The sequence below is a fragment of the Geothrix campi genome (genome assembly GCF_024609265.1).
GTDB classification, from domain to species: Bacteria; Acidobacteriota; Holophagae; order Holophagales; family Holophagaceae; genus Geothrix; species Geothrix campi.
On record NZ_JANHMP010000001.1, the window covers coordinates 1,564,410 to 1,588,512 of the forward strand.

Sequence of the window (24,103 nt, forward strand, 5' to 3'; positions counted from 1 at the left end):
CCCTTGGGGCCATGCGAATCCTGGTCCCCGTCCTCCTCGCCACGCTGAGCCTGCAGGCCCAGGCGCCGCACCCGGCGGAGGTGCAGGAGCGGCGGCTGGCCAACGGGATCCGGCTCGTCGTGGTGGAGCGGCGTGGCCTGGACGCCTTCCACGCGGCCATGGTCTTCCGGGGCGGACGGGCGGAAGAACCCCCGACCCTGGCGGGCGCCACCGACCTGTTGGCCCGGGCACTCTACGGTGCCACCTGGCCCGAGGATCTGGACGCCTCGAAGGGGGCCGGTTCCCTCGACGCCCTCCTCAAACAAGAGGATGGCCTGCTCGAAGCCCTGCGGCTGGAGCGGCTCCGCCAGCGGAAGGATCCGGGGACCGTCGGCCAGATCCCGGCCCTGGATGCCAGCCTATGGACCCTGCACGAAGCCGTGCGGGCCCGGTTCTCCGGTTCGCCGTTGGCGGATGTCTATGCTGCCCGCGGTGGGCGGCAGACGGCCCAGGCCAGCGCGGACGCGCTGCTGGTGCAGACGGAGCTCCCCACGGCCGCCTTCGAGTTCTGGTGCCGCACGGAAGCCCAGCGGCTGACGCTCCTCCAGCTCAGCCGGTTCTCCGAGGTCCGGGCCGCCCTGACAACAGAACTCCGCACCCAGGGGCACCAGGGACCGGCGTTGCTCCAGGGCGCGGCCCTGCCCGGTCATCCCTACGGCCGGGATCTGGCCGACCACCTCCCGGCCCTGGAAGCCATGCGCCGCTCGGACCTCCAGGCCTGGGCCCGACGTGTCTGCCGACCCGACCGGCTCACCCTGGTGCTGGTCGGGGGGCTCGGGATGGAGGCGGCCCTGCCTCTCGTGGAGCGGCACCTGGGGGCCCTGCCCGCAGGCCCCACAAACGGAGATACCGAGGATCCCCTCCTCCCTGAAATCCCAGCCGACCTCGGGGACCGCCGCATCCAGGCGACGCTGGGGGGAACGCCGGAGCTGCTGGTGAGCTGGCGCATCCCTTCCCGTCCGGACCGTGATCATCTGGTCCTGCGCCTGGCTGCCGGCCTGCTCGGGGGAGGCCCATCCGGCCGGCTGAGCCAGCGGCTGGTGCGGCAGAAGACCCTGGCCCAGTCCGTCGAGGTCCGGATGGATGTGCCGGGAGGGCGGCTGCCGGGCCTGCTGGTGATCCGTGCGATCCCCGCCGAAGGACACAGCCTCGCAGAACTCGAAGGCGCGCTTCACACAGAGATCCTGCGACTCCAGCAGGAACCCATCCCCGCGGATGAATGGCAGCGTGCCCTCACCCAATTCGACGTGGATCAGCTCCGCATCCAGGACGAGCCTGCTGCCCTGGCCCGGGCCCTGGGCCTGGCCTGGGTCGAGGCCGGTGACTGGCGGCAGTCGGAGCAGGAGCTTCAGCGCCTCCGGAATGTCGGGCCCGAGGCCATCCAGGCGGCGGCGAGAACCTGGCTGAACCCCAGCCACCGCACCACCCTTTGGCTGCAGGCCGGGCCCAACGAGGGGCAGGATCCCCTGGAGGCCCAGACGGCCCGGGTGCTGAAAGCCCTCGCCGCCACCCGCATCGAGGACCTGGCCCAGCGCGAACACATGGTTTCCGAAGCGCTCCGCCAGCTCCGCATGCTCAGCCTCGAAGAGCGCCGCCGGACTCTCAAACTGCTGGAAGCCCAGCTAGCCCCGGAGAAGCGATGAGACTCCTGGCGATCCTGGCCGCCCTGGCCTTCACGCTGCAAATCCAGGCGCAGCCACGGATCCGGCCCCAGACATTCAGCCTGCCCAACGGCCTGCGGGTGATCCTGCTGGAGGACCACGATCGCCCTCTGGTGCGGGCCCGCCTGCACCTGTCCCTGGAACGCGAGGCCGGCGTCGCCCGTCCCGGGCTCGCGCCCCTGGCCATGCGCGTACTCGGGCAGTCTGACGCCGGCGCGTTCCGCCTCGGGGATTTCGAGCAACTCCTGGCAGGCGCGGGAATCGAACTGGCCCCCAACCTGCGTGCGGATGGTCTCTCCTGGAGCCTGCTGGCCCGGAGCCGGGATCAGGATCTGGCCCTGGGCCTGCTCGCAGATCGTGCCTTCCGCTCGATCATCGACCCCACCACCCTCGAGGCCGAACGCCTTGCCTGCTGGCGGGAGACGGAGCGGCTGGAGGCCTCGCCCCAGAGCAAGCTGCGGCAGACCCTGGAATCAGACTGGACACTCCAGGCCCCCACCCTCGAGAGTCTGACGGCCGTCACCTACGAGGACCTCCTGGCCTTCTTCGCCCGCGTGCTGCGACCCGACCGGGCCGTGCTGGTCCTCCAGGGCGATCTGGGCCAGGAGCAGGCCAAGCGCCTCGTGCTGCTCAGCTTCGGGACCTGGACGGTCCGGCCGGAACCTGCAGCCCCCACGACGACGATCGCCACACCGGCTCCCGTCACGGTTCCCGGGCCAGCCGCAGGGGCCCCCGCAGAGGCCAGGCCAAGCCAGGCGCCTGCCACTGGGGCCATCCTGCGGGCACTGGCGGTGGCGTCCGAGCCGGCGGATCTGAGCCCGGAAGCCCGAGCCCTGCTGGCTCTGCTCCTGCCCGGAGATCCGGTCCTGTTTCCCGCGCAGCTTCGGCTGGAGGGCATGGATCTGGTGGCCACGTTGGAAGCGGAGGCCCCCGGGACCGCCGCGGTCGAGGCCTCCCTGCGTGAGCGCCTCCAAGCACTCACTCAGCGCGGCTTCACGGAGACGGACCTCCGCCAGGCGCGGTCCGCCTGGTCCGCGGGTCGCGCCCTCGTGGGCCTCCATCCGTGGGCCCTGGTGGACGAGGCCGTGGCCGAAGCCCGCGAGCGGGCGGTCTCCCCGGCTCGCATGGAGGCCCTCACGATCGAAGCCTTGAACGAGGCGCTGCGGCGCTGGCTGGATCCCTCCCGCCTGCGGACCGGCGTGCTGGCCGATCCGCAGGCGGTGAGAGCTTCCGCCCGCCCCTGAACTCGGGGCGGCGCGGATCAGGCCGGATCCGAAGGCTCCTTCAGACCTGCACACCAAAGCGCGAGGCCAGGTCCAGGTACCGGGCCCGGATCCCTTCGATGACAGCCTCTGGCAGATGCGGCGCCGGCGGCTGTTTGTCCCAGCCCGGGAGCGTCTCCAGGTAGTCGCGGAGGAACTGTTTGTCCAGGCTCGGGGGATTCTTACCCGGGGCCCAGGTGTCCACCAACCAGTAGCGGCTGCTGTCCGGCGTGAGGGCCTCGTCGATGAGGATCAGTTCATCGGTGTCGCTGAGCCCGAACTCGAACTTGGTGTCCGCCAGCAGGATCCCCCGCTGGGCAGCCAGCTCCGCGCCGCGACGATAGAGGGCCAGGCTCAGGTCCCGCAGCCGCGTCGCCAGATCCGCGCCCACGATCTCGGCCATGCGCTCGAAGCTGATGTTCTCGTCGTGCCCTTCCTCCTCCTTGGTGGCGGGCGTGAAGATGGGCTCGGGCAGGCGATCGGCCAGGCGCAGGCCCGAAGGCAGGGGCACGCCGCACACGGAGCCGACGCTCTGGTATTCCTTCCAGCCGCTCCCCGCCAGATAGCCGCGCACCACGCACTCCACGGGCATGGGCCGGGTCTTCTCCACAACCACGGCGCGACCGGCCAGGGCCTCGCGGTAGGGTTCCAGGGCCGCCGGCCAGGCGGGATTGCCGCGGAAGTGGTTGGGCACCAGGTCCTCCGTGGCGGCAAACCAGTACGAGGCCACGGCCGTGAGGATGCGCCCCTTGTCCGGGATGCCGTCGGGCATCACGCAGTCGAACGCGCTGATGCGATCGGTGGCCACGATGAGCAGCTGCTTGCCCAGGTCGTATACATCGCGCACCTTGCCTCGACGGAAGATGGGAAACGGCAGGTCGGTGCTGAGCAGAACGGACATGGGGCCCCCGAAATGGAAATCCATCTTAGCTGTCGGCCGTCACCGGTCGGTCACTGACAGCCGAAAGCCGATGGTTGACAGTTCCTAGACCAGATCCGGCAACCGCCGGGGCGTGGGTGCCGACCAGTTGAGGCCCCCGGGCAGCAGGGCATAGCGGTTCATCACCCCCGTCCAGCGGGCCAGTTCGGCCTCGCGCACAGTGCCCTCGGGCCCCGTCATGGGCAGGCCCAGGAACTGGAGGAAGTCCTGGACCTCGGCGCCGGACACGCCCAGCAGGGGCGGCAGGGCTTCCAGGCTGTGGGTCCGGTCCCCGGCGGGAGGGGCAAGCAGCCGATAGTCGAAGGTCTCCCGCAGGACGGAGGCCGTGGCGGCGGGATCCAGCTCCTGGGCCGCGTCCAGGTGGGGGAACGGATTCCCCCCCAGCAATCCCAGGGCCTGGGCCATGCCGAGGTGCGCCAGCAGGTGGACGGGGTGGGCCTTGAGGACGGTTTCGAAGGCCGCCCGGGCTTCCTGGGCGCGGCCGAGGCGCAGCAGGGCCTCGCCCTGGCGCAGGTGCGCCTCGATGCGGCCTGGCTCGGCCTTGGTCCAGCGTTCCGCCACCGCGGCCATTTCCTCGGCCATGCCCTGGGCGCGGAAGAAGCCGGCCAGGTAGGCGAGGCTGGCCACGTCCTTGGGCGCGAGGAGCAACAGGCGATCCAGGACTTCGGCGGCCCGGAGGGTCTGGCCCTCCTGGTCCAGCCGGTTCGCCCAGTCCCGCAGAATCTCCACCTGCCGCGCCACCGGATGGTTCGGCGTGGAGCGCGCGGCCTCGGCCGGGTGCAGCAACTGGGTCTTCACCCACAGGTAACGGAGGGGATTCCGCCCCTCCGGCCCGGCCAGCTCCTCCTCGATGGCGTGAATGATGGTCCGGAGGCCGTGTTCCCAGAGCGGCGGCACGGGCATCTGCACGTGCGTGCGCAGCTGGCGGCTGAGGGGCTCCAGCGGGTTCCCGGTTCTTCCCAGGTGGAGGCGCAGCCGGATCAGGTCCAGGCCCGGTTCCGGTCCGGACTGGAAGGCCACCCGCAGGGCCAGCTCGCCCGTATCGGGGTCGAAACCGTCCAGGATCAGGAAGCGAAGGTGGGCCCGCATGACCTGAGGTTAACAAGCCCCGGTCGCCCTTGCCGGCACCATTGGAGGTTGACCGCGCCCACTCCAGGCCCGATGATGCCATATCTGCCTAAGGAGACCGCCATGAAGAGGTTCCTGCTGCCCGTGCTCCTAGTGGCACCCCTCGCCGCCCAGACCTTCGAGGTGGGGCTCAATGTTTCCCGCCAGCAGTACCCCAGCCACACCTCGGGGTTGGCAACTGGAGAACCCCAGGACAAGACGGTGGTCGCTGGACGCTTCGGTTACTCCTTCGTGGATCTTGGCCCCGCGCTCTTCCAGGTCACCGCCGCCTACCAGCCCAAGGCCGACACCGAATTCAAGGTGAACGGCGCCAACACTGGAGTGCAGCTCGGCCAGGAATACTGGGGCGTGGGCGCCATGTTCAACTTCAAGGCGCTGGTGGCCGTGGGCGCCGGCGTCGAGTACCGCTCGGAAAAGCTGTCCACCCCTGGCCTCAGCACCACGTACGGCCGGCCCTGGGCCCGGGTCAATGCCGGCTATGCCTTCCCCACGCCGCTGGTGAAGCCCTTCATCGGCATCGAAGTGGCAGCCCCCCTGGTCAAGAAGGACTACAGCGATTCCCTCGGTCAGGAGGACGCGCTGAAGTCCTTCGCGCCCAAGCTGCAGATCGGCATCTACGGCGGCATCCGGTTCTGAGCCCCGGCTGCCATGCGTGAAAGGGACACCTCCGGGTGTCCCTTTTCCGTATGATGAAGGCTCATTCACCGAGGAACGATGGAACTCCGGATCCTGGGCTGCAGCGGCGGGGAGGCCGAGGGCGAGCGCCTGACCGGGCTCCTCGTGAACGGCTGCGTGGCCATCGACGCCGGTTCCATCACCGCGGCGCTGACCGTGGAGGAACAGGTGCAGATCCAGCACGTGTTCCTCAGCCACTCCCACCTGGATCACATCTGCACGCTGCCCTTCTTCACCAAGAACATCTTCGGGCACACTCACGAGGCGGTGGAGATCCACGCCCTGCCCGAGACCCTCGACGCGCTGCGCCGCCATCTCTTCAACGACGAGCTCTGGCCCGACTTCAGCGTGATTCCCAGCCCCAACGATCCCACCATTCGCTACACCGAGATCGAGCCGGAACACACCTACCATGTGTGCGGCCTCCACATCACGCCCATCCGGGTGAACCATCTGGTGCCCTGCGTGGGCTACAAGGTCGAGGACGGCAAGGACGCCTTCATCTTCACCAGTGATACCGCTGAGACCGACCAGATCTGGGAGGTGGCCAACGCCACGCCCCACCTGCGGCTCGTCATCACCGAGGCCAGCTTCCCCAACGAGCAGGCCTGGCTGGCCGAAGCCTCCAAGCACCTCACACCCGCCAAGCTCGGCGTGGAGCTGCGGAAGCTCCATCGCGACGTGCCGGTGCGGGTCTACCACCTCACGCCGGGCGACAAGGCCATCATGCTCCCCCAGCTGCAGGCCCTGGGCGATTCGCGGATCAGCCTGCTGGCCCAGAACGAGCGGCTGTCCTGGTGATTCGTCTTCAGTTTTCCGGGAAGGCGGACCGAAGCGCCGCCAGGGCCTCTTCGTAGGCGGTCGGAAACGTTTCCGAGAGGCTCCGCGCCTCGTTCCACCGGCCCTCCTGAAGGTACTCCTCCAGTTGGCGGGTCAGGTCCGCGAACCGCATGAGCCCAAGGGTGCCGAGGGCCCCCTTCAGCTGGTGGGCTTCCGGGCTCGCCACACCCTTGTCCTCATCCGCGAGGGCTTTTCGCAAAGCCGTCAGCCGGGCGGGAGCGTCCGCCTCGAGCAGCCCGACCAGTTCCCGCACCAGTCCTGGCTCCGCCCCCATCTCCAGAAGGTCCTGGAGGGGCTGGGGATCGAGTACTGGCAGCGGATCGGGCAAGGCTCCTCCCATGAGCGATCTTCACCCACCCTCATCGGCGGAGTGGGATGAGTCCTTGAAGTTGGGAGGTTGGAACGGGGCGATGGCCGAAGATCAGAACCCGTGGCCCGCGGGGTGTCCGGCGGCCTGGAGGCGGATGAGGCTGGCGTCGAGGGCGGCCTGGGCGGTGGCCAGGTCATGCTCCGTGTGGGCCTCCTTCAGGAGCTTGAGCGCACGCTGGCGCTGGGCCTCGACCTGCTCCAGGTCGATCATGTCCACGGTCTCGCTTTCCCGGGCCAGGATGGTGACCCGGTCGGGGCCCACTTCCGCGAAGCCGCCGAAGACCGTCAGCCAGTGTTTCTGGCCGTCCCGGATGTAGTAGAGCAGGCCGTCGCCCACCTCGGTCATCAGGGGCGTGTGACCGGGCAGGATGCCGTAGTAGCCGCGGGCCGCCGTGGGGAACTGCACCTCGGCCACCTCGGCCGAAAAGACCGGCCGTTCCGGGGTGACGACTTCCAGCTTGATGGATTGAGACATGGCAGGCTCTTTTCAAGGCTCGGAATCCGCAGAGCGGATTCCGAGCGGGGGAAAGCGAAACTATACCGCCGCCAATTTCTCGGCCTTCTCGACGGCTTCCTCGATGGTGCCGACGAGGTAGAAGGCCTGCTCGGGCAGGTGATCCCACTTGCCGTCGCAGATCTCACTGAAACCCTTGATGCTGTCTTCCAGCTTCACGTACTTGCCGGCCATGCCTGTGAACTGCTCGGCCACGAAGAAGGGCTGACTGAGGAAGCGCTGGATCTTGCGGGCGCGGGCCACGACGAGCTTGTCATCGTCGCTCAGCTCGTCCATGCCGAGGATGGCGATGATGTCCTGCAGCTCTTTGTACTTCTGCAGGATCGCTTTGACGCGCATGGCGGTGTTGTAGTGGTGGTCGCCCAGGATGCGGGGATCCAGCAGGCGGCTGGTGGACGCGAGGGGATCCACGGCGGGGTAGATGCCCAAGGCCGCGATCTCACGGGAGAGGTTCGTGGTGGCGTCCAGGTGGGCGAAGGTGGTGGCGGGCGCGGGATCGGTGTAGTCGTCCGCGGGCACGTACACCGCCTGCACGGAGGTGATGGACCCCTTCTTCGTGGAGGTGATGCGCTCCTGCAGCTCGCCCATCTCCGTGGCCAGCGTGGGCTGGTAACCCACGGCGGAGGGCATGCGGCCCAGCAGCGCGGACACTTCGGCGCCGGCCTGGGTGAAGCGGAAGATGTTGTCCACGAAGAGCAGCACGTCCTTGCCCTCCACGTCGCGGAAGTACTCGGCGACGGTGAGGCCGGTGAGCGCCACGCGGGCACGGGCTCCGGGGGGTTCGGTCATCTGGCCGTAAATGAGCGCCACCTTGCTCTTCGACAGGTCGTTCTTGTCGATGACGCCGGAATCCATCATCTCGTGCCAGAGATCGTTGCCTTCGCGGGTGCGCTCGCCGACGCCGGCAAACACGGAGTAGCCGCCGTGGCCCTTGGCGATGTTGTTGATGAGCTCCATGATCAGCACGGTCTTGCCCACGCCGGCGCCGCCGAAGAGGCCCGTCTTGCCGCCCTTGGCGTAGGGCTCCAGCAGGTCGATGACCTTGATGCCCGTCTCGAACATCTCGGACGTGGTGTTCAGGTCCTCGTACTTGGGGGCCTCGCGGTGGATGGGCAGGGTCATCTTGTGGCCGATGGGACCGCGCTCGTCGACCGGGTCGCCCACCACGTTGATGATGCGACCGAGGGTCTCGGGCCCCACGGGCACGTTGATGGGCTTGCCCGTATCCGTCACGATCTGGCCGCGGATCATGCCCTCGGTGGGCTGCATGGAGACGCAGCGCACGCGGTTCTCGCCGAGGTGCTGCTGCACCTCCAGCGTCACGGTGACGCCACTGATCTCGGTGAGCAGCGCGTTCATGATTTCCGGCAGGTGGCTGCCGAACTCGACGTCCACGGCGGGACCGACGATCGCGATCACGCGGCCTTGAAGGGTGGTTGACATGGGGACCTCGGAAAAGAAGTAACCGCGAATGACGCTAATGGACGCGAAGAAGAGCTGGTGAGGACTGCGGGTGGTTCAAAGGACCGTTTCATTCGCGAACATTCGCGAAATTCGCGGTTTCAAGCATTTGCTCCGGACACGATCTCGATGATCTGGTTGGTGATGCCGGCCTGGCGGATCTTGTTCATGGTCAGGGTCAGCTTGGCGATCATCTCGCCGGCGTTGTTGCTGGCCTTGTCCATGGCGGCCATGCGGGCGCCATGCTCGGAAGCGCTGCTCTCCAACAGGTTGCGGAGCAGTTCGGTCTCGACGAAGCGGGGCAGCAGGGTCTCCAGCACCGAGTTGGGATCGGGTTCCAGCAGGTGGGACACCTCGAGGGCCTCGCGGCCCTCGGCGCGCCGGTCCAGTTCCATGGGGAAGACCCGGAACACCGTGGGCGTCTGGGACATGGGGCTGTTGAAGTAGTTGTAGATCACGTAGAGCGCGTCGATCTCGCCGGCGTGGTACTGGGCGGCGGCGCCTTCGGAGATCTCGGTCACCACGCGCTGGAAGCCGGCCAGGGGAATGCCAAGGTACTCCCCCGCAGCGGTCAGCTGGCGCTTGCGCGCCCACTCGGCCGCGCGCTTGCCCACCACATCCAGGTGGACGATCTCGGCGGTGGTTTCCGCCACGAACGTGTTGGCGGCCTTGAGCACGTTGGCGTTGAAACCGCCGCAGAGCCCCTTGTCCGAAGCCACGAGGACCACGCGGATGCGCTTCTCCTCGCGGGGGGACAGGAAAGCCTGGGCGGCGGGGCCCGGCTGGATCTCGGAATCACCCTTGATGCGGCTCACGACCCGGCGGACGACTTCCATCATCTTGCCGGCGTAGGGGCGCAGGGCCACCAGGCGCTCCTGAGACTTCCGCAGCTTCACTGCGGAGATCATCTTCATGGCCTTGGTGACCTGTTGGGTGTTCTTCACCGACCGGATGCGGCGGCGAATGTCCTGGAGACCGGCCATCGGACTAGGCTCCCGCGGTCTGGTTCAGGGAGGCCTGGAAGGTCTCCTTGAAGGCCGCCACCTGGGTCTTGAGCTGGCCCTTGGCGTCGTCGCTGAGCACCTTGGTGTCGCGGATGCTTCGGAGCACTTCCGGGGCGTTCACGTCGAGGTAGGCCATCAGCTCGACCTCGAAGCGGCGCACCTGGGGCACCGGCAGATCGTCCGTGTAGCCGTTGGTGGCGGCCCAGATGATGACCACCTGCTTCTCCACCGGCATGGGCTGGTACTGGCCCTGCTTCAGGATCTCCACCAGGCGCTGGCCGCGGTTGAGCTGAGCCAGGGTCGCCTTGTCCAGGTCGGAACCGAACTGGGCGAAGGCCGCCAGCTCGCGGTACTGGGCCAAGTCGAGCTTGATGGTGCCGGCCACGGACTTCATGGCCTTCACCTGGGCGGAACCGCCCACGCGGCTCACGGAGATGCCCACGTTCACCGCGGGACGGACGCCCGCGTTGAAGAGGTCGCTCTCGAGGAAGATCTGGCCGTCGGTGATGGAGATGACGTTGGTCGGGATGTAGGCGGACACGTCACCGGCCTGGGTCTCGATGATGGGCAGGGCGGTCATGGACCCCGCACCGCGCTCGTCGCTGAGCTTGCAGGCACGTTCCAGCAGGCGGGAGTGTAGGTAGAACACGTCGCCGGGGTAGGCCTCACGTCCGGGAGGGCGGCGCACCAGCAGGGAGATTTCGCGGTAGGCCGCGGCCTGCTTGGACAGATCGTCGTAGATGCAGAGGACGTGGCCGCCGGGGTTGTCCTTGCCCGCGGGCTTGCCATCCTTGCCATGCCACATGAAGTACTCGCCCAGGGCCGCGCCGGTCATGGGGGCCAGGAAGAGCAGCGGGGCGGCTTCGGAAGCGGAAGCGGCCACCACGATGGTGTGCTTCATGGCGTCGTACTCTTCCAGGGTCTTCACCACCTGGGCGATGGTGGAGCGCTTCTGGCCGATGGCGACGTAGATGCAGATCACGCCGGTATCGCGCTGGTTGATGATGGTATCCACAGCGACGGCGGTCTTTCCGGTCTGGCGGTCGCCGATGATCAGCTCGCGCTGGCCGCGGCCGATGGGGATCAGGCTGTCGATGGCCTTGAGGCCCGTCTGCATGGGCTCGTGCACGCTCTTGCGGTCCACGATGCCGGGGGCGATCTGCTCGATGGGGTTGGTCTGGACGCCCTGGATGGGCCCCTTGCCGTCGATGGGATTGCCCAGGGCGTCGATCACGCGGCCTACGAAGGCAGGGCCCACGGGCACGGACATGATCTTGCCGGTGCGCTTGACGGTATCGCCTTCCTTGATGGCGGCGGCGTCGCCCAGCAGGATGATGCCGACGTTGTCCTCCTCCAGGTTGAAAGCGAGGCCCATCACGCCGTGCGGCAGTTCCAGCAGCTCGCCGGCCATGGCCTTCTCGAGACCGTAGGCGCGGGCGATGCCGTCACCCACGCTGATGACGGTGCCGACTTCGGCCACGTCCACCTGGGCGTCGAAGCCTTCGATCTGGCTGCGGATGATGCGGGAAATCTCTTCCGCGCGGATGTCCATGAAGTCCTCCAAACCTGCGAGTGAAAGCGAAGGGGATTAGGCCGAAAGAAGCTGCGTCTTGAGCTGGCGGAGCTGGCCCTGGAGCGAGGCGTCCAGGACCGTGGAACCCACCTGGACCTTCAGGCCGCCGAGGAGGGCGGAATCCTGGTGCCAGGAAAGGCGGATGGTCTTGCCCGTGCGGGCGGTGAGCGAAGCCACCAGAGCCTTGGTCTGGGCCTCGCTCAGGGGCTGGGCGCTGGCCACCTTGGCTTCCACGATGCCGGCGCGCTCATCTACCTGCTCCGCGAAGGTGCGGCGGATGTCCGCCAGCAGGTTCAGACGGCCCGCTTCGGCCACCACCCGAAAGAAGTGGCGGAGGGTCTGGCTCACCTGCGCGGCGGCGAGAATGGTCTCGAAGACCTCGGCCTTCTTGGTGGGCAGCACCAGGGGCGAGGCCACCAGGCGGGACAGATCGGCATTGGCGGCCACGGTGGCGGCCACGGTGTCCAGTTCCTGCTGCAGCTGGGGCACGTTGCCCTGCTGGTCGCCGATCTGGAGGAGAGCCTTGGCGTAGCGCCGGGCGGTCAGGCGGTTGCTCACTGGACTCCTCCGGTCTGCTGGCCGATCTGCTGGATGGCGCGATCGAGGGCCTTGGCGGCGTCCGGACCCTGCATCCTGGATTCGAGGCGCTTCGCAGCGCCTTCCACGGCCAACTCGGCTACGAGGGCCCGCAGTTCCAGTTCGGCCTGACGCTTCTGGAAGCCGATCTCGGCCTGGGCCTGGGCCAGGATCTGGGTGGCTTCGGCCCGGGCAGCCTCCAGCACGCGCTGTTTCTCGGCCTCGGCATCGGTCTCCGCCTTGGCGAGGATGCCCGCCAGCTCACCTTCGAGCCCGGCCATCTTCGCTTCCATCTCCTTCATCTGGGCCTCGCCCTCGGCCTTGTCCTTCTCCGCCTGGGCGAGCAGGGTCTCCAGCTCCTCCTTGCGGGACTTGAACATGGCAGACAGCGCGCCCTTCAGCAGGAAGAACAGGGCAGCACCATAGATCGCGAAATTCAGTAGCTGGACCAGAAAGGCCCCGCCCTTGCCGTAGTCCTTGCCGAAGAGCTTCATGGCGGGGCCGTGATGGGCGCCGCCCTTGGCCTCGTGACCGGCCGCCTCGTGGCCAGTCGCTTCGTGGCCGGCGGCTTCAGTCCCGTGCGCTTCCGGTGCATGGCCTTCGGCCGGCTGGGCTTCGTGCCCACCGACAGGGGCCTCGTGCTTCTCAGCCGCGGGGGCGGCATGGGCGTCATGCGCCTGCGCCACCAGCCCGAGGGGGCTGAGGACCAGGGCGGTGGCGAGAGAAAGTCGGGTCAGCGTCTTCATCTCAGGCCTGCTTCAGAAGGGTCTGGGCCATGGACTCGGAGAGGGCGTCCACCTGGGCCAGCAGGTTCTGCCTGGCCTCGGCCTGCTGGGACTTCAGGGCGGTCACCGCCGCCTGGCGCTCGGCCTGGGCCTTGGTGCGGGCCTCATCCAGCAGCAGCTGCTTATCCTTGCCAGCGGCATCCGCCAGCGCCTTCCGGCGCGCGAAGGCCTGGGCGCGAAGGTCCTTCAGGCGGCCCTGGTAGTCCTTCTGGCGGGCGTCCAACTGGGCCGCGGCCTGGGCCTTGGCATCCCCACCGGCGCTCAGGTCGCGCTCCCGATCGTCCATGACCTGGGTGATGGGCTTGAAGAACACCACGCGGAGGTAGAGGTAGAGCACCACGAGCAGGACGATCACGAACAGGATGGCCGGCAGGTCGGGGCGCATGGGATCCGGCATCTGAGCCAGGATGCGCGCGACGGGGCCGTCCCCTTCCGGTGATCGGAGCGTCAGATTCGCCAGTTCCAGCAGCGCCACAGGCCACCCTCCAGAAACATCCCAAGGCCAAGGCCGAATGGATCGGCCAGGGTCACACCGACACCAGCGAAAGGTCCGCGGGAACCCCTGGCACGGAAGTCTGAAAACCTTACCAGATCTGCCTGAAACCCTCAACGCAGACCTTTGGCCTTGACCCTTCCGGCGTCCCGTGTGAGGATCGTGATTCGGCGATTCGGGCGATTAGCTCAGTCGGTAGAGCAGCTGCCTTACACGCAGCATGTCGGCGGTTCGAGCCCGTCATCGCCCACCAGCTCGCTGGTGAAAAGCAAGGGGTTGTAGCTCAGTCGGTTAGAGTGCCGGCCTGTCACGCCGGAGGTCGCGGGTTCGAGCCCCGTCAGCCCCGCCAGAACGAAAAAGGGTCCCACGCGGGGCCCTTTTTCGTTCTGGCAGAACTGACAAGCGGAGCTCGAACCCCGTCCCGGCCGTGCATGCGCGGCCGGGATCCAGCGTCGAGTGCGGAGTCGGCAGAGGCAGCGAAGGCCCTCCAGTGGAGGGCCGAAGTAGCCGCCGGCTACACGGCGGACCCTAGCCCGAAGGGCGACGGGGGACGCGTTGACTCGGGCTCCGCCCTCGCCCTTCGGGCGGCCATGACCTACGGTCATGCCGTCCTATTCTCCTTCCGCTTCGCTGCAGTCGAATGGTCGAGCCCCGTGATCGCATTCGTCGGCGCAGAGGGCGGAGTACGACGACACCAGGACCCGTCCCTATCGCATCTCGCTCTTGAACACCGCCAGGTCCCGCCGCAGGATCGTCGCGCGGTTCTTGGCCTCGGTCGACTTCAGGTGAGGGGCCAACTCCTCCAGTTCCCGGTCGACGCGTTCAAGGGTGGCCAGCGGCGTCTCGACCTGGGTAGACGCATCCACCCCCAGGGCCTGGGTCCGACCCGCCTCCTGCCACTGCTGGCGGGCCCGCTGGAACTGCTCGCCCAGGGCGATCACCTGCTGCTCCTCCTCCGAGAGGGCCACCCACGGAAGGCGACCCGTCAGGAAGTAGTAGCCTCCGGTAAACAGGCCCGCCACAACCAGGAAGACAGTCAAAATCCTCTTCACGAAAACACCTCGTCGGATTTCTCCGCCCCAGCTTACGGCGGAATAAGGAGGCTGTCTTCATTCCTTCCCTGTCTTTTCCCGCCTGAACCGATAGACTGGAAGGCTTGGAACAGATATGAAACTGCCTCTCATCGCCCTCTGCGGACGCCCGAACGTGGGCAAGTCCACCCTCTTCAACCGGCTCACCCGCAGCCGCGCGGCCCTGGTCCACGACCTGCCGGGCATGACCCGGGACCGCAGCTACGGCCGCGTCACCTGCCTCAGCGAGGAAGGGGAGGCCGAAGAAGTCTTCGAGCTGGTGGACACGGGCGGCCTCGATTTCGAGGGCGACGATGTCATCACCCAGGGCATCACCCGCATGGCCGAGACCGCGCTGGGCGAAGCCCATGTGGCGATCCTGCTGGTGGACGGCCACGACGGCCTCACTGCCGGGGACGAGGAGATCGCCGCACGCCTGCGGCGCCAGGGCAAGCCCATCATCCTCGTCATCAACAAGCTGGATGGCATGAAGGGCGGCGCCCCGGACGCTGGTTTCTATGGCCTGGGCTTCGACGAGGTGCTCGCCATCTCCGCCGCCCACGGTTCGGGCGTGCCGGAGCTGATCGACGCCATCCGTGCGCGCCTGCCCTTCCACCGGACGCCGGAAGAGGCCGAGAGCCACTCCCTTTCAGACGAGCTGCGCTTCGCCCTCATCGGCCGCCCCAACGTCGGCAAGTCGTCCCTCACGAACCGCATGCTGGGCTATGAACGCAGCCTCGTCAGCGAGGTCGCCGGCACCACGCGGGACACGGTGGACACCGTGTTCCACGTGAAGGACAAGGTCTACCGGATGATCGATACGGCGGGCATCCGCAAGAAGGGCAAGACTCACGAGGGCGCCGAGAAGCTCAGCATCCTGAAGGCCAAGCAGGCCATGGCCCGGGCCGATGTCAGCCTCCTGCTGCTGGATGCCGTCGAAGGTGCCACCCACCAGGATGCCGTCATCGCGGGCTACGCCCAGGAGGCCGGCGCCGCCGTCATCCTCGTGGTGAACAAGTGGGATCTCGTGGAGAAGGACACCCACACCATCTACGGTGCCGAGGAGGACCTGCGCCGCAGCCTGGGCTTCCTGCACCACGCGCCCATGATCTTTCTCTCGGCGCTCACTGGACAGCGGGTGTCGAAACTGTTCGGCATGATCGACGAACTGGCGGAAGCCCACGGCCGCCGCATCCCCACGGGCGAGTTGAACCGCTTCCTGCGCGAATCCGTCGCGGCCATGAGCCCCCATGCCATCGATGGCAAGCTGCCCAAGCTCTATTTCATGACCCAGGTGGGCGTGCGACCCCCGAGCTTCGTGGTGAAGGCCAACACCGACCGCGGGCTGCACTTCAGCTATGTGCGCTACCTGGAGAACCGGCTGCGCGAGCAGTTCGGCCTCGCAGGTGTGCCTCTGCGCCTCAGCATCCAGAAAAAGAAGAAGGGCGAGGGCGAGGAGGCTGAAGTCGCCGCCGTGCGCCGCATCCTCGATCCCGGTGAGGGTCTCAAGCCCTCCCGCAGCAACGAGTCCCTCCAGGCCCAGCGGGTGGACAAGGTCAAGGCCCGCCCTCGCCCCAAGCAGAAGGAAGGCCCCAAACCCGCCGCCAAACAGGCCCCCCGCAGAGGCCCGGGCGCCCCTCCGAAGCGGGTTCGGCAGAAATCCACCAAGCGGCCCTGACAAGGCCCATGGCCTCCTCAGGCCTTCGGCGCCAATGGGGCGCTTCCGGGCTGGCATTGCGACTGCATCCAGACTACTGTCTGGACATATTCCGATTCCAGCGCCGTCCTGAGGTCCCATGCCCGCTGCCGCTCCGTCCAGCCCTGCCGCCAAGGCATCATCGGAGCCCCTGCCCTGGCGATTCGCCCGCCTGACGGGAATCCTGATCCTGGTGGGTTGCGTTCCGCTCGCCCTTCTGTCTCCGTCGGGACCGAAGCTGATCTGGGGGGTGGTGATCACCACCGTGCCCCTGATCTTCACGGTGGCCGGCTACTACGCCTGGCGTCGCATCTGCCCCCTCGCCTTCTTCGCGACCCTCGGACAGCGCTTCAAGGTGCAGCGGAAACAGAAGGCTGGCGAGTGGCTGGCGACCCATGGCCTCGAGGTGCAACTAGGCCTGCTGGTGGTCGCCCTCCTGTGGCGGCACCTCGCCGCCAACAGCACGCCCTGGGCTCTGGCCGGGCTCTTCTCCGTCGTGGTGCTCGCCGCCACGGCCGTGGGAATCCTCTTCACCGGCAAGACCTGGTGCAACCACCTCTGCCCCGTCGGCGTGGTGGAGAAGCTCTATCAAGAGCCCGTCCTGCTCCTGCCGAGGGAGGGCAACTCGCAGTGCACCGCCTGCACTGCCTGCAAGAAGAACTGCCCGGACATCGACCTGGAGCAGGCCTACTGGAAGGAGTTGGCATCGCCCTCCAGGCGGCGGGTCTACTATGCCTGGCCCGGCCTGGTGCTCGCCTTCTACGCCTACTTCTACCTGGCCGCCGGGGATTGGGGCCCGTTTGTAAGCGGCTCCTGGGCGCGGGATCCGCATCTGGCTTCAAAGATGCTGGCCCCCGGCTTCTATTTCGCACCCGCCCTGCCCAGGTTGATTGCGGTCCCCCTCACGTTCCTGGCCTTCGGCCTCGCCAGCTTCCTGGCCTTCCGCCTTCTGGAAAGGATCCTCCTCTCCCGCGCACCGGATGAGCAGGCTCAGGCGGCCCTCCGACACCGCTGCCTGTCGCTCGCGGGGTTCACAGGCTTCATCCTCTTCTACGCCTTCGCGGGCCAGTCCGCGTTGGCATCCCTGCCCGGCTGGCTCCGCCAGGCTGCGTCCGTGGGCGTCGTGATGGTGGCCACCGCCCTGCTCTTGGGCCGATGGCACCGGAGCGAAGCCACCTTCGTCCAGGAGAAATTCGCCAAGGGCCTGCTCAAGCGGTGGGAATGGGGAGATGCCCCTCCCAGCGGTCTCAGCGACATCTACCTGCTCCACCAGGAACGCGCCCAGCAGCGGGAAGGCCGCCTCAAGGCCTACAAGGCCACCGTGCGGGATCTTCTCGCCGGAGGCATCCTGACGCGCGGGAACCTGCTCCTGCTGGTGAAGCTCCGGACGGAACTGGGCATCTCGGAGAAGGACCACGACCACCTCCTGGCCGAACTCTCCCTGGAGGACAAGCGGCTCTTCGATCCCGACTACCAGGGGTCCCTGGAGAAACAGCTGCAGCTCGATCAGTACCGCGGGGAACTCGAAGCCCTCCTGCTGGGGGGTCAAGCACCTGGGGCGACCGCGATCGATTCCCTGCGGCAGGTCCACCGCATCCGGCCGGAAGAGCACGCCCAGATCATGGCGGACCTGCGTGGTGAGCGGGGCGCCCTCGTGGCCCGGGTGGCGGAATCCGTCACGGCCATCCGGGCGCTCGATGCCATGCTCCAGGCCACCGATCGCCTGGCCGCGACCGAGCTCTCCGATGAGTGGCTGGATGAGGCCCGACAGCGGCGCCTGTCCTTCTTCCGCCACGTCGCCCGAGGCCGGCAGCGCCAGCATCTGGAGCATGTCCTCCACCTGGCGGGGATCGGCCTTGAGGAGCCCAGAATCCGGGATCAGCGCCTCACGCTGGCCAGCGCCAGCTCCGATGGGCTGCAGGAGGCACGCCTGATCCTGGGCGCCCTTGCGGACCAGGGTGCCCTGGGCGCTGCCCTCGCCCCGTTGGCCCTGCCGCCGGAACCCTCCAGAGATCCGGGTCCGCCCCTGCGGCTGGCCGCCGGAGACCCTTCCCGCTACCTTCGTGCCTCGGCCCTCACCCTGCTGGCCTACCTTCCGGATGGGGCCTCCGAAGCGACGCTCCGGGACGGCCTCCTGGATTCGGATCCGCTCGTGCGGGAGACTGCGCAGACCCTCCTGGGCGTGTCGGAGGAATTGGACCAATCCTTGTCGGATCTTGCCGGGAACGAAGAGCAGTGGCTCCTGCGGGCGGCGGTCCAGTCCCTTCCCTCGGGAACCAGGGATCGGCGCGCGGGACAGGCCACCCTCCGCCATCGGGGGAAGACCGAAGCCTTGCCTGCTGAGGGGGAGCCACCTTCCTTCGCCTTCCTCGAGAGGCTCATGTTCCTCCACGGCGTGCCCCTCTTCGCTGAGCTGGAGCCCGAAGAACTGGAGGCCTTGGCTTCCGCCGCCACCCTCCGCCGGTTCTGCCCCGAGGAGCCTCTGTGCAGCCAGGGCGACCATTCCGACGAGGTCTTCCTCATCCTCCAAGGCCGCGTCCGCACCTCGGCGTTGGATGCTGGAGGGCAGTCCCGGTCGCTCGGGGATTCAGACGCAGGAGCCTGTATCGGCGAGATGGCGGTACTGGATCCGGCGCCCCGCTCGGCGACGGTGACCGCTCTGACCAGCGTCCTGGCTCTCATCCTGGGCGGCCGGATGTTCCAGGAGGTGCTTCACGACCATCCGGCCGTGGCCGAGGGCGTCCTCCAGGTGATGACCCGACGCCTGCGCTCAGTGATCCAGAGCGCCCCAGCTTCCTGAACGCAGCTGTATCAGAAGCTGGGCCCCAGCAGCGCGGCTGGGCTGGGGGATGCCATCCCGGGCGTCCAGCCAAAACGTTTCGGGAAATGGCCCTCCGTTCGTCGGATAGCTTGACTAAAACCATCAAACACGATCTATAGATAAGTTATCAAATAGCCTGTTGATAGGCATTAAATTCACATAAAAATTAAATAGAATTGATTCTCAAGAAAATTAACAAGCCTTAACTTGAGGGGTTGACGAGCGACAGGGACTCTGGTTGCGACCTTCCGATCTTTCTTCGCAACCTCGCTCCTCGTTCGCTTCTGCGAAGCAGAGGCCGCATGGGCCCGATGGGCCGCTGTGGTTGCGCCCCCCTCCCCCCCCCCTTTTTCGAAGGAGTTGCCAATGGCGATCTCCCAAGGCCGCATGGCCCTGTCTTTCCTCACCGCCGCGCTCGCCGCCGGTTCCTTGAGTGCCCGCCTCCCGCAGGAATCCCTGCGTGGAGAGGCCGCGACCCAGCGCCTGCTGGCCAGCCGCGCCCAGCTGGGCCTGGACGCTGACCACGCGTTCCTGCTTCGGGACACGCATTCCGACCAGCTGGGCCAGACCCATGCCCACTTCCAGCAGACCTACAAGGGCGTGAAGGTGTGGGGCGGTGACGCGATCACCCACCAGGGAAAGGATGGCGCCGAGCTCCCGCTCACCAACGCCCTCCTCAAGGGCATCCAGCTCAACGTGACTCCGGCCCTCGGCGCTGCCGAGGCTCTGGCCGTCGCCCAGCAGGCTCTGGCCCCCAAGGGCGCCTTCGCTTATGCCCCGACCACGGAGCTGGTGATCTACCCCGAGATGACCGAAGTCGTGCGCCATGCCGACCGGGCCGCCGCGGACCTGAACGCCGAGGACGTCAGCCGCCAGGTGCTCCGCTACACCCTGGCCTACCATGTCCACACCGAGCTCGAGAACGAGCAGGACGGCATCCGGCACACCGACTACCTGGTGAACGCCCACACCGGCGCCATCCTGAAGACATGGAACACCCTCCACACCACCGCGGCCACGGGCACCGGCAATAGCCAGTACAACGGCACCGTCTCGCTGCCCACCAACTACACCGGCAGCACCTACGAGCTGCGGGACACGACCCGCGGCACCGGCGGCGCCTTCGGAAACAACGTGGTCACCAACATGGCCCATGCCGCCACCACCAGCACTGCCACGGGCACTCTCTACACCGATGCCGACAACACCTGGGGCGATGGCGCCAACTATGTGGAAGGCAGCTCCACCACCGCCGCCAACGGCGAGACCGCGGCCGTGGACGCCATGTTCGGCATGATCAAGTCCTGGGACTACTACAAGAACGTCCACACCCGGAACGGCATCGACGGGGCCGGCACCGCCACCTACAGCCGCGTCCACATCAGCAACAGCTACGACAACGCCTTCTGGTCCGACAGCTGCTTCTGCATGACCTACGGTGACGGATCCTCCTTCACCACGCTCACCGCTCTCGACGTGGCCGGCCACGAGATGAGCCATGGTGTCTGCGCCCGTACCGCGAACCTGACCTACTCGGGTGAGTCGGGCGGCCTGAACGAGTCCAACTCCGACATCTTCGGCACCATGATCGAGTTCTACGCCCGCGGCGGCTCGGGTTCGACCATCGGCAACACCGGCGGCAACTGGACCATCGGCGAGCAGCTGGCCACCAATCCCCTGCGCTGGATGTACAAGCCCAGCCTGGACGGCTCCAGCCCCGACGCCTGGTCCTCCACCATCGGCAGCCTGGACGTGCACTACTCCAGCGGCCCCATGAACCGCTGCTACTACTTCCTGAGCCAGGGCGCCACCACCAGCGGCAACACCAGCACCACCTACCTGCCCAGCGGCATGACCGGCATCGGCAACGACGCGGCCGCCCGCATCTGGTTCCGCGCCCTCTCGGTCTACATGACCTCCAGCACCAACTACGCCGGCGCCCGCACCGCCGCCATCAGCGCCGCCAAGGACCTCTACGGTGCCGGCAGCGCCCAGGAACAGGCCGTCTGGAACGCCTTCCACGGCATCAACGTGGGCGCCGCCTGGACCAGCGGATCCACGGACACCACCGCTCCCACCGTGTCGGCCACCGAGTCCGGCACCAGCGGCACCATCACCTTCTCCGCCACCGCCTCCGACAACGTCGGCGTCAGCAAGGTGGAGTTCTACGTGGATGGCGTCCTGAAGGGCAGCGACACCACCAGCCCCTACAGCATGACCCTGGACAGCACCACGCTGACCAATGCCTCCCACACGCTCACGGCCAAGGCCTATGACGCCGCCGGCAACGTGGGCACCAGCACCACCGTCACCTTCTCCGTCTCCAACGCCACTTCCGGCGCCGAGCTGATCCTGAACGGCGGCTTCGAAAGCGGTGCCACCAGCTGGACCCAGACTACCGGCGTCATTGGCACCTATACCGGCGAGCCCGCCCACGGCGGTTCCTACGATGCCTGGATGTGTGGCTACGGCTCCGCCCACACCGACTACGTCTACCAGCAGATCGCCATCCCCACCACGGCCACCGGCACCCTGACCTTCTGGCTCCACATCGATACGGCGGAAACCACCACCTCCACCGCCTACGACACCATGAAGGTGCAGGTCCTCAACACCTCCGGCACCGTGCTGGCCACCCTGGCCACCTATTCGAACCTGAACAAGAACACGGGCTACACCCAGCAGTCGCTGAGCCTCAGCGCCTACAAGGGCCAGACTGTCCGCCTGCGCTTCTACTCCGTGGAAGACAGCAGCCTCCAGACCTCCTTCGTCATCGACGATGTGAGCGTCAAGTAGTCTCGATCCGCACGACAAAAAGGGCCGCCTCCGGGCGGCCCTTTTTCATCCTTCGAGCAGCACCTTCGCGTGCTCCAGCGCCTCCGGGCGGTCGGGGTGGCCGGAGAGGAGCCTTGCCAGCTCGCGGTTGCGGGCCTCACCCGCCACCCAGCCCAGGGCGCTGCGGGTTCGGCCGCCTTCCGTCTCCTTGTGCAGGCGCCCGTGCCGATCGGCGCGAGCCGCCACCTGGGCGAGGTGCGTCACCGCCAGCACCTGATGGGCTTGCCCGAGTTCCGCCACAGCCTTGCCCACGGCCAGGGCGGTCTCGCCGCCCAGCCCCGCATCCACCTCATCCAGCACCAGGGTCAGGCCGTCCTTCACGCCGGCCCCCAGAGCCAAACCCGCGCCCACCAGGGCCAGCATGAGGCGGCTCAGTTCACCGCCGGAGGCGATCTTCGCCAGGGGCCGGAAGCCTTCGCCGGGGTTCGGCTCGATCCAGATGGCCAACGCCGAGAAGCCCTGAGCCGCCACGCGGACCGGGCGACCGCTCTGCTGGACGGGGCTGCCGGATTCCTCCGCGAGGGATAACCGCAATTGGATCCGCGCGCCCTTCATTCCCAGGCGGCCAAGCCGCTTCTGCACCTCGGCCTCCAGCTTGGGGATGGCTTCACCCCGGCGCCCGTGCACAGCCTCGGCCACCTGCCGGTAGGCCTCCGCAGCCTTCGCCAGGGCCTTTTCCAATTCCTTCACCGAGACATCGCCGGCCAGCAGGGCCCGCTGCTCGTCCCGGAGAATCTGCTGGCGTGCGACCAGTTCTTCCGGTTCGCAGCGGTGGCGGCGGGCCAGGCGCTCGTAGAGAGCCAGACGGGCTTCCATGATCTCGATGCGGTCGGCCCCAGCCTGGGACCAGCGCAGGGCCTGGTCCTGGACCAGAGCGAGGAGGTCCTCCAATTCGAGAACGGCGGAACGGAGACGGTCCTGCTCGGCGACCGCGTCCGGCCAGTGGGCCACGGCGCGCACCAGGGCCTTATGGGCCAGCTCCACCTTGGGAATGCCGTCGTCCAGGGCCTCCGCCGCCTCCCGGAAGGCCTGTTCCAAATGGACGGCGTGGCGCAGGGGTTCGCGATCGGCCTTGAGCTGGGCCCATTCGCCAGGCTTCGGAACGAGCTTGTCCAGATCTGCCAGAGCCTCCGCCAGCTGTTCCAGACGCTGCTCGCGTTCGGCCTCGCTGCGGCGCCGTGCCTTGAGGGCCGCCTCGGCCTCCCGCACCGCGGCCGCCTGGGTGTCCAGGCCGGGATCGATGCCCAATACTTCGTCGATGAGGGTCAGGTGCCGGTCCTCACCCAGCAGCGACTGATGGTCATGCTGGCTGGTGAGGCGCATCCAGAGCCGGCCAGCCTCGCGCAGATCGGCCAGGGCGCAACTGGCGCCATTGATCCAGGCCCGGCTGCGACCCGCCCCCACCTCACGGCGCAACACCACCGGCTGTTCCTCGGGCAGACCCCGCTCGGCCAGGAAGCCCCGCCAGGCCTCGAAGCGGCCCTCCACCACGGCCTCCACCGTGGCCCGGTCGGCTCCGTGGCGCACCAGTTCGCCGTCGCCCCGGGCGCCCACCAGCAGGGACAGCGCGTCCACCAGCAGGGACTTGCCGGCGCCGGTCTCGCCCGTGAGCACCGTGAAGCCCGGCCCCCAGTCCAGGGACAGGTCCTCCACCAGGGCCAGATTCTGGATTCTGAGGGATGAAAGCATGGGATCAGTCTAGCTGGAGCTGGACACCAGAAGCTGCAATCCCATGGCTGGCCCTCCACTCCGGGTGACCACTCAATGGCCGGAAGAAAGCTCGACTCCGGGTGGTCCCGCACCCTGGCATACGGCCTCTGAGGGCCTCGCCCTGGGGTGGACAGCAGGTCGAACGGATCCCTCGGTTTTTGAAAACCGGATCTGTCCACCTGGCCAGAAGCCCCGAATTTGAACGGGTCGGGAATCCACCCATTGAAAGGTGTCGGATGAGAATGCCGCCGATGAAACTCAAGTTTATAGGTTTATTGCCCTTAATGGCTTTAGGCTTGATGCCTTCATGCGGAGGAGGTGGCGGTGGTGGTTATTCCTCTCCGCCGCCTCCCCCACCTAGCAATACGGTGATGGTTGGGCAAACAGGAGCTTACGGAACGACATCAAACGTATTCTCCCCGGTGAACCTGACTGTAGGCGTTGGCACGACCGTCACCTGGACCTGGGTGACCTCTGGACACACCGTCGACTCGGGCCCTGACTGCTCCCCAGATGGAAGATTCTCCAGCAATGGGGCGCAAGCAGCTGGGTTCACGATGACCCATCAGTTCAACACCGCCGGCACCTATCCCTACCTCTGCACCACGCATTGCGGAGTAGGCATGAAAGGAACCATCACCGTCCAATAGG

General features: G+C 67.3%; 20 protein-coding genes and 2 tRNA genes. 10 read left to right on the plus strand and 12 right to left on the minus strand.

The window, feature by feature from the left end:
- The first annotated feature begins 11 nt into the window (after positions 1-11).
- Both NOV65_RS07240 and NOV65_RS07245 read left to right on the plus strand, forming a co-directional pair.
- Positions 12-1,682: a M16 family metallopeptidase gene (locus NOV65_RS07240; RefSeq protein WP_257305423.1), complete on the plus strand. Its 1,671-nt coding sequence runs from the start codon at positions 12-14 to the stop codon at positions 1,680-1,682.
- Entirely contained in the window at positions 1,679-2,944 is a 1,266-nt protein-coding gene (locus NOV65_RS07245) for a M16 family metallopeptidase (RefSeq protein WP_257305424.1), read from the plus strand. The genes NOV65_RS07240 and NOV65_RS07245 overlap by 4 nt, the downstream gene beginning before the upstream one ends.
- A gap of 40 nt (positions 2,945-2,984) precedes the next feature.
- Here the strand turns inward: NOV65_RS07245 and NOV65_RS07250 are convergent, their stop codons facing one another.
- A complete protein-coding gene (locus NOV65_RS07250; RefSeq protein WP_257305426.1) occupies positions 2,985-3,863 on the minus strand; it encodes a phosphoribosylaminoimidazolesuccinocarboxamide synthase in 879 nt (292 codons plus the stop codon).
- Between the two features lie 84 nt (positions 3,864-3,947).
- Positions 3,948-4,991, minus strand: a complete 1,044-nt coding sequence (locus tag NOV65_RS07255; protein ID WP_257305427.1) for a tetratricopeptide repeat protein — start codon at positions 4,989-4,991, stop codon at positions 3,948-3,950.
- A gap of 102 nt (positions 4,992-5,093) precedes the next feature.
- Between NOV65_RS07255 and NOV65_RS07260 the strand changes: the two genes are divergently transcribed.
- A complete protein-coding gene (locus NOV65_RS07260; protein WP_257305428.1) occupies positions 5,094-5,666 on the plus strand; it encodes a hypothetical protein in 573 nt (190 codons plus the stop codon).
- A 78-nt stretch (positions 5,667-5,744) separates the two neighbouring features.
- Positions 5,745-6,506 (plus strand): MBL fold metallo-hydrolase, encoded by a 762-nt coding sequence (locus NOV65_RS07265; RefSeq protein WP_257305429.1) that lies wholly within the window; start codon positions 5,745-5,747, stop codon positions 6,504-6,506.
- A gap of 7 nt (positions 6,507-6,513) precedes the next feature.
- On the opposite strand, the gene NOV65_RS07270 is transcribed toward NOV65_RS07265, so the two are convergent.
- From NOV65_RS07270 to NOV65_RS07305, 8 genes are all read right to left on the minus strand, one after another.
- Positions 6,514-6,873 carry an Hpt domain-containing protein gene (locus tag NOV65_RS07270; protein WP_257305430.1) on the minus strand — a complete coding sequence of 120 codons (360 nt, stop codon included), beginning with the start codon at positions 6,871-6,873 and terminating at the stop codon, positions 6,514-6,516.
- A gap of 93 nt (positions 6,874-6,966) precedes the next feature.
- Positions 6,967-7,389: an ATP synthase F1 subunit epsilon gene (atpC, locus tag NOV65_RS07275; RefSeq protein WP_257305432.1), complete on the minus strand. Its 423-nt coding sequence runs from the start codon at positions 7,387-7,389 to the stop codon at positions 6,967-6,969.
- Positions 7,390-7,449: 60 nt separating this feature from the next.
- The gene (atpD, locus tag NOV65_RS07280) at positions 7,450-8,871 is read right to left on the minus strand and encodes a F0F1 ATP synthase subunit beta (RefSeq protein ID WP_257305433.1); all 1,422 of its coding nucleotides are present in this window, start codon (positions 8,869-8,871) and stop codon (positions 7,450-7,452) included.
- Between the two features lie 119 nt (positions 8,872-8,990).
- A complete protein-coding gene (atpG, locus tag NOV65_RS07285) occupies positions 8,991-9,872 on the minus strand; it encodes an ATP synthase F1 subunit gamma (RefSeq protein ID WP_257305434.1) in 882 nt (293 codons plus the stop codon).
- Between the two features lie 4 nt (positions 9,873-9,876).
- Entirely contained in the window at positions 9,877-11,445 is a 1,569-nt protein-coding gene (gene atpA, locus NOV65_RS07290; protein WP_257305435.1) for a F0F1 ATP synthase subunit alpha, read from the minus strand.
- Between the two features lie 36 nt (positions 11,446-11,481).
- Positions 11,482-12,024: an ATP synthase F1 subunit delta gene (gene atpH / locus NOV65_RS07295; RefSeq protein WP_257305436.1), complete on the minus strand. Its 543-nt coding sequence runs from the start codon at positions 12,022-12,024 to the stop codon at positions 11,482-11,484.
- Entirely contained in the window at positions 12,021-12,788 is a 768-nt protein-coding gene (locus NOV65_RS07300) for an ATP synthase F0 subunit B (RefSeq protein ID WP_257305438.1), read from the minus strand. The genes atpH and NOV65_RS07300 overlap by 4 nt, the downstream gene beginning before the upstream one ends.
- Before the next feature lies 1 nt (position 12,789).
- Positions 12,790-13,302: an ATP synthase F0 subunit B gene (locus NOV65_RS07305; protein WP_257305439.1), complete on the minus strand. Its 513-nt coding sequence runs from the start codon at positions 13,300-13,302 to the stop codon at positions 12,790-12,792.
- 195 nt (positions 13,303-13,497) lie between these two features.
- On the opposite strand from NOV65_RS07305, the gene NOV65_RS07310 reads away from it, so the two are divergent.
- Both NOV65_RS07310 and NOV65_RS07315 read left to right on the plus strand, forming a co-directional pair.
- Positions 13,498-13,573: transfer RNA gene (locus NOV65_RS07310), tRNA-Val, on the plus strand.
- 19 nt (positions 13,574-13,592) lie between these two features.
- Positions 13,593-13,669: transfer RNA gene (locus NOV65_RS07315), tRNA-Asp, on the plus strand.
- Positions 13,670-14,027: 358 nt separating this feature from the next.
- On the opposite strand, the gene NOV65_RS07320 is transcribed toward NOV65_RS07315, so the two are convergent.
- The gene (locus NOV65_RS07320; protein ID WP_257305441.1) at positions 14,028-14,372 is read right to left on the minus strand and encodes a hypothetical protein; all 345 of its coding nucleotides are present in this window, start codon (positions 14,370-14,372) and stop codon (positions 14,028-14,030) included.
- 115 nt (positions 14,373-14,487) lie between these two features.
- On the opposite strand from NOV65_RS07320, the gene der reads away from it, so the two are divergent.
- From der to NOV65_RS07335, 3 genes are all read left to right on the plus strand, one after another.
- Entirely contained in the window at positions 14,488-16,068 is a 1,581-nt protein-coding gene (gene der / locus NOV65_RS07325; protein ID WP_257305443.1) for a ribosome biogenesis GTPase Der, read from the plus strand.
- Positions 16,069-16,186: 118 nt separating this feature from the next.
- Positions 16,187-18,886: a cyclic nucleotide-binding domain-containing protein gene (locus NOV65_RS07330; protein WP_257305445.1), complete on the plus strand. Its 2,700-nt coding sequence runs from the start codon at positions 16,187-16,189 to the stop codon at positions 18,884-18,886.
- A 387-nt stretch (positions 18,887-19,273) separates the two neighbouring features.
- Complete coding sequence (locus NOV65_RS07335) at positions 19,274-21,703, plus strand: M4 family metallopeptidase (protein WP_257305446.1); 2,430 nt, start codon at positions 19,274-19,276, stop codon at positions 21,701-21,703.
- Positions 21,704-21,748: 45 nt separating this feature from the next.
- On the opposite strand, the gene NOV65_RS07340 is transcribed toward NOV65_RS07335, so the two are convergent.
- Entirely contained in the window at positions 21,749-23,431 is a 1,683-nt protein-coding gene (locus NOV65_RS07340) for a DNA repair protein RecN (RefSeq protein ID WP_257305448.1), read from the minus strand.
- 392 nt (positions 23,432-23,823) lie between these two features.
- Here NOV65_RS07340 and NOV65_RS15600 point away from each other — a divergent pair, with 392 nt between their 5' ends.
- Entirely contained in the window at positions 23,824-24,102 is a 279-nt protein-coding gene (locus NOV65_RS15600) for a cupredoxin domain-containing protein (protein WP_425250843.1), read from the plus strand.
- Position 24,103: the final 1 nt, after the last annotated feature.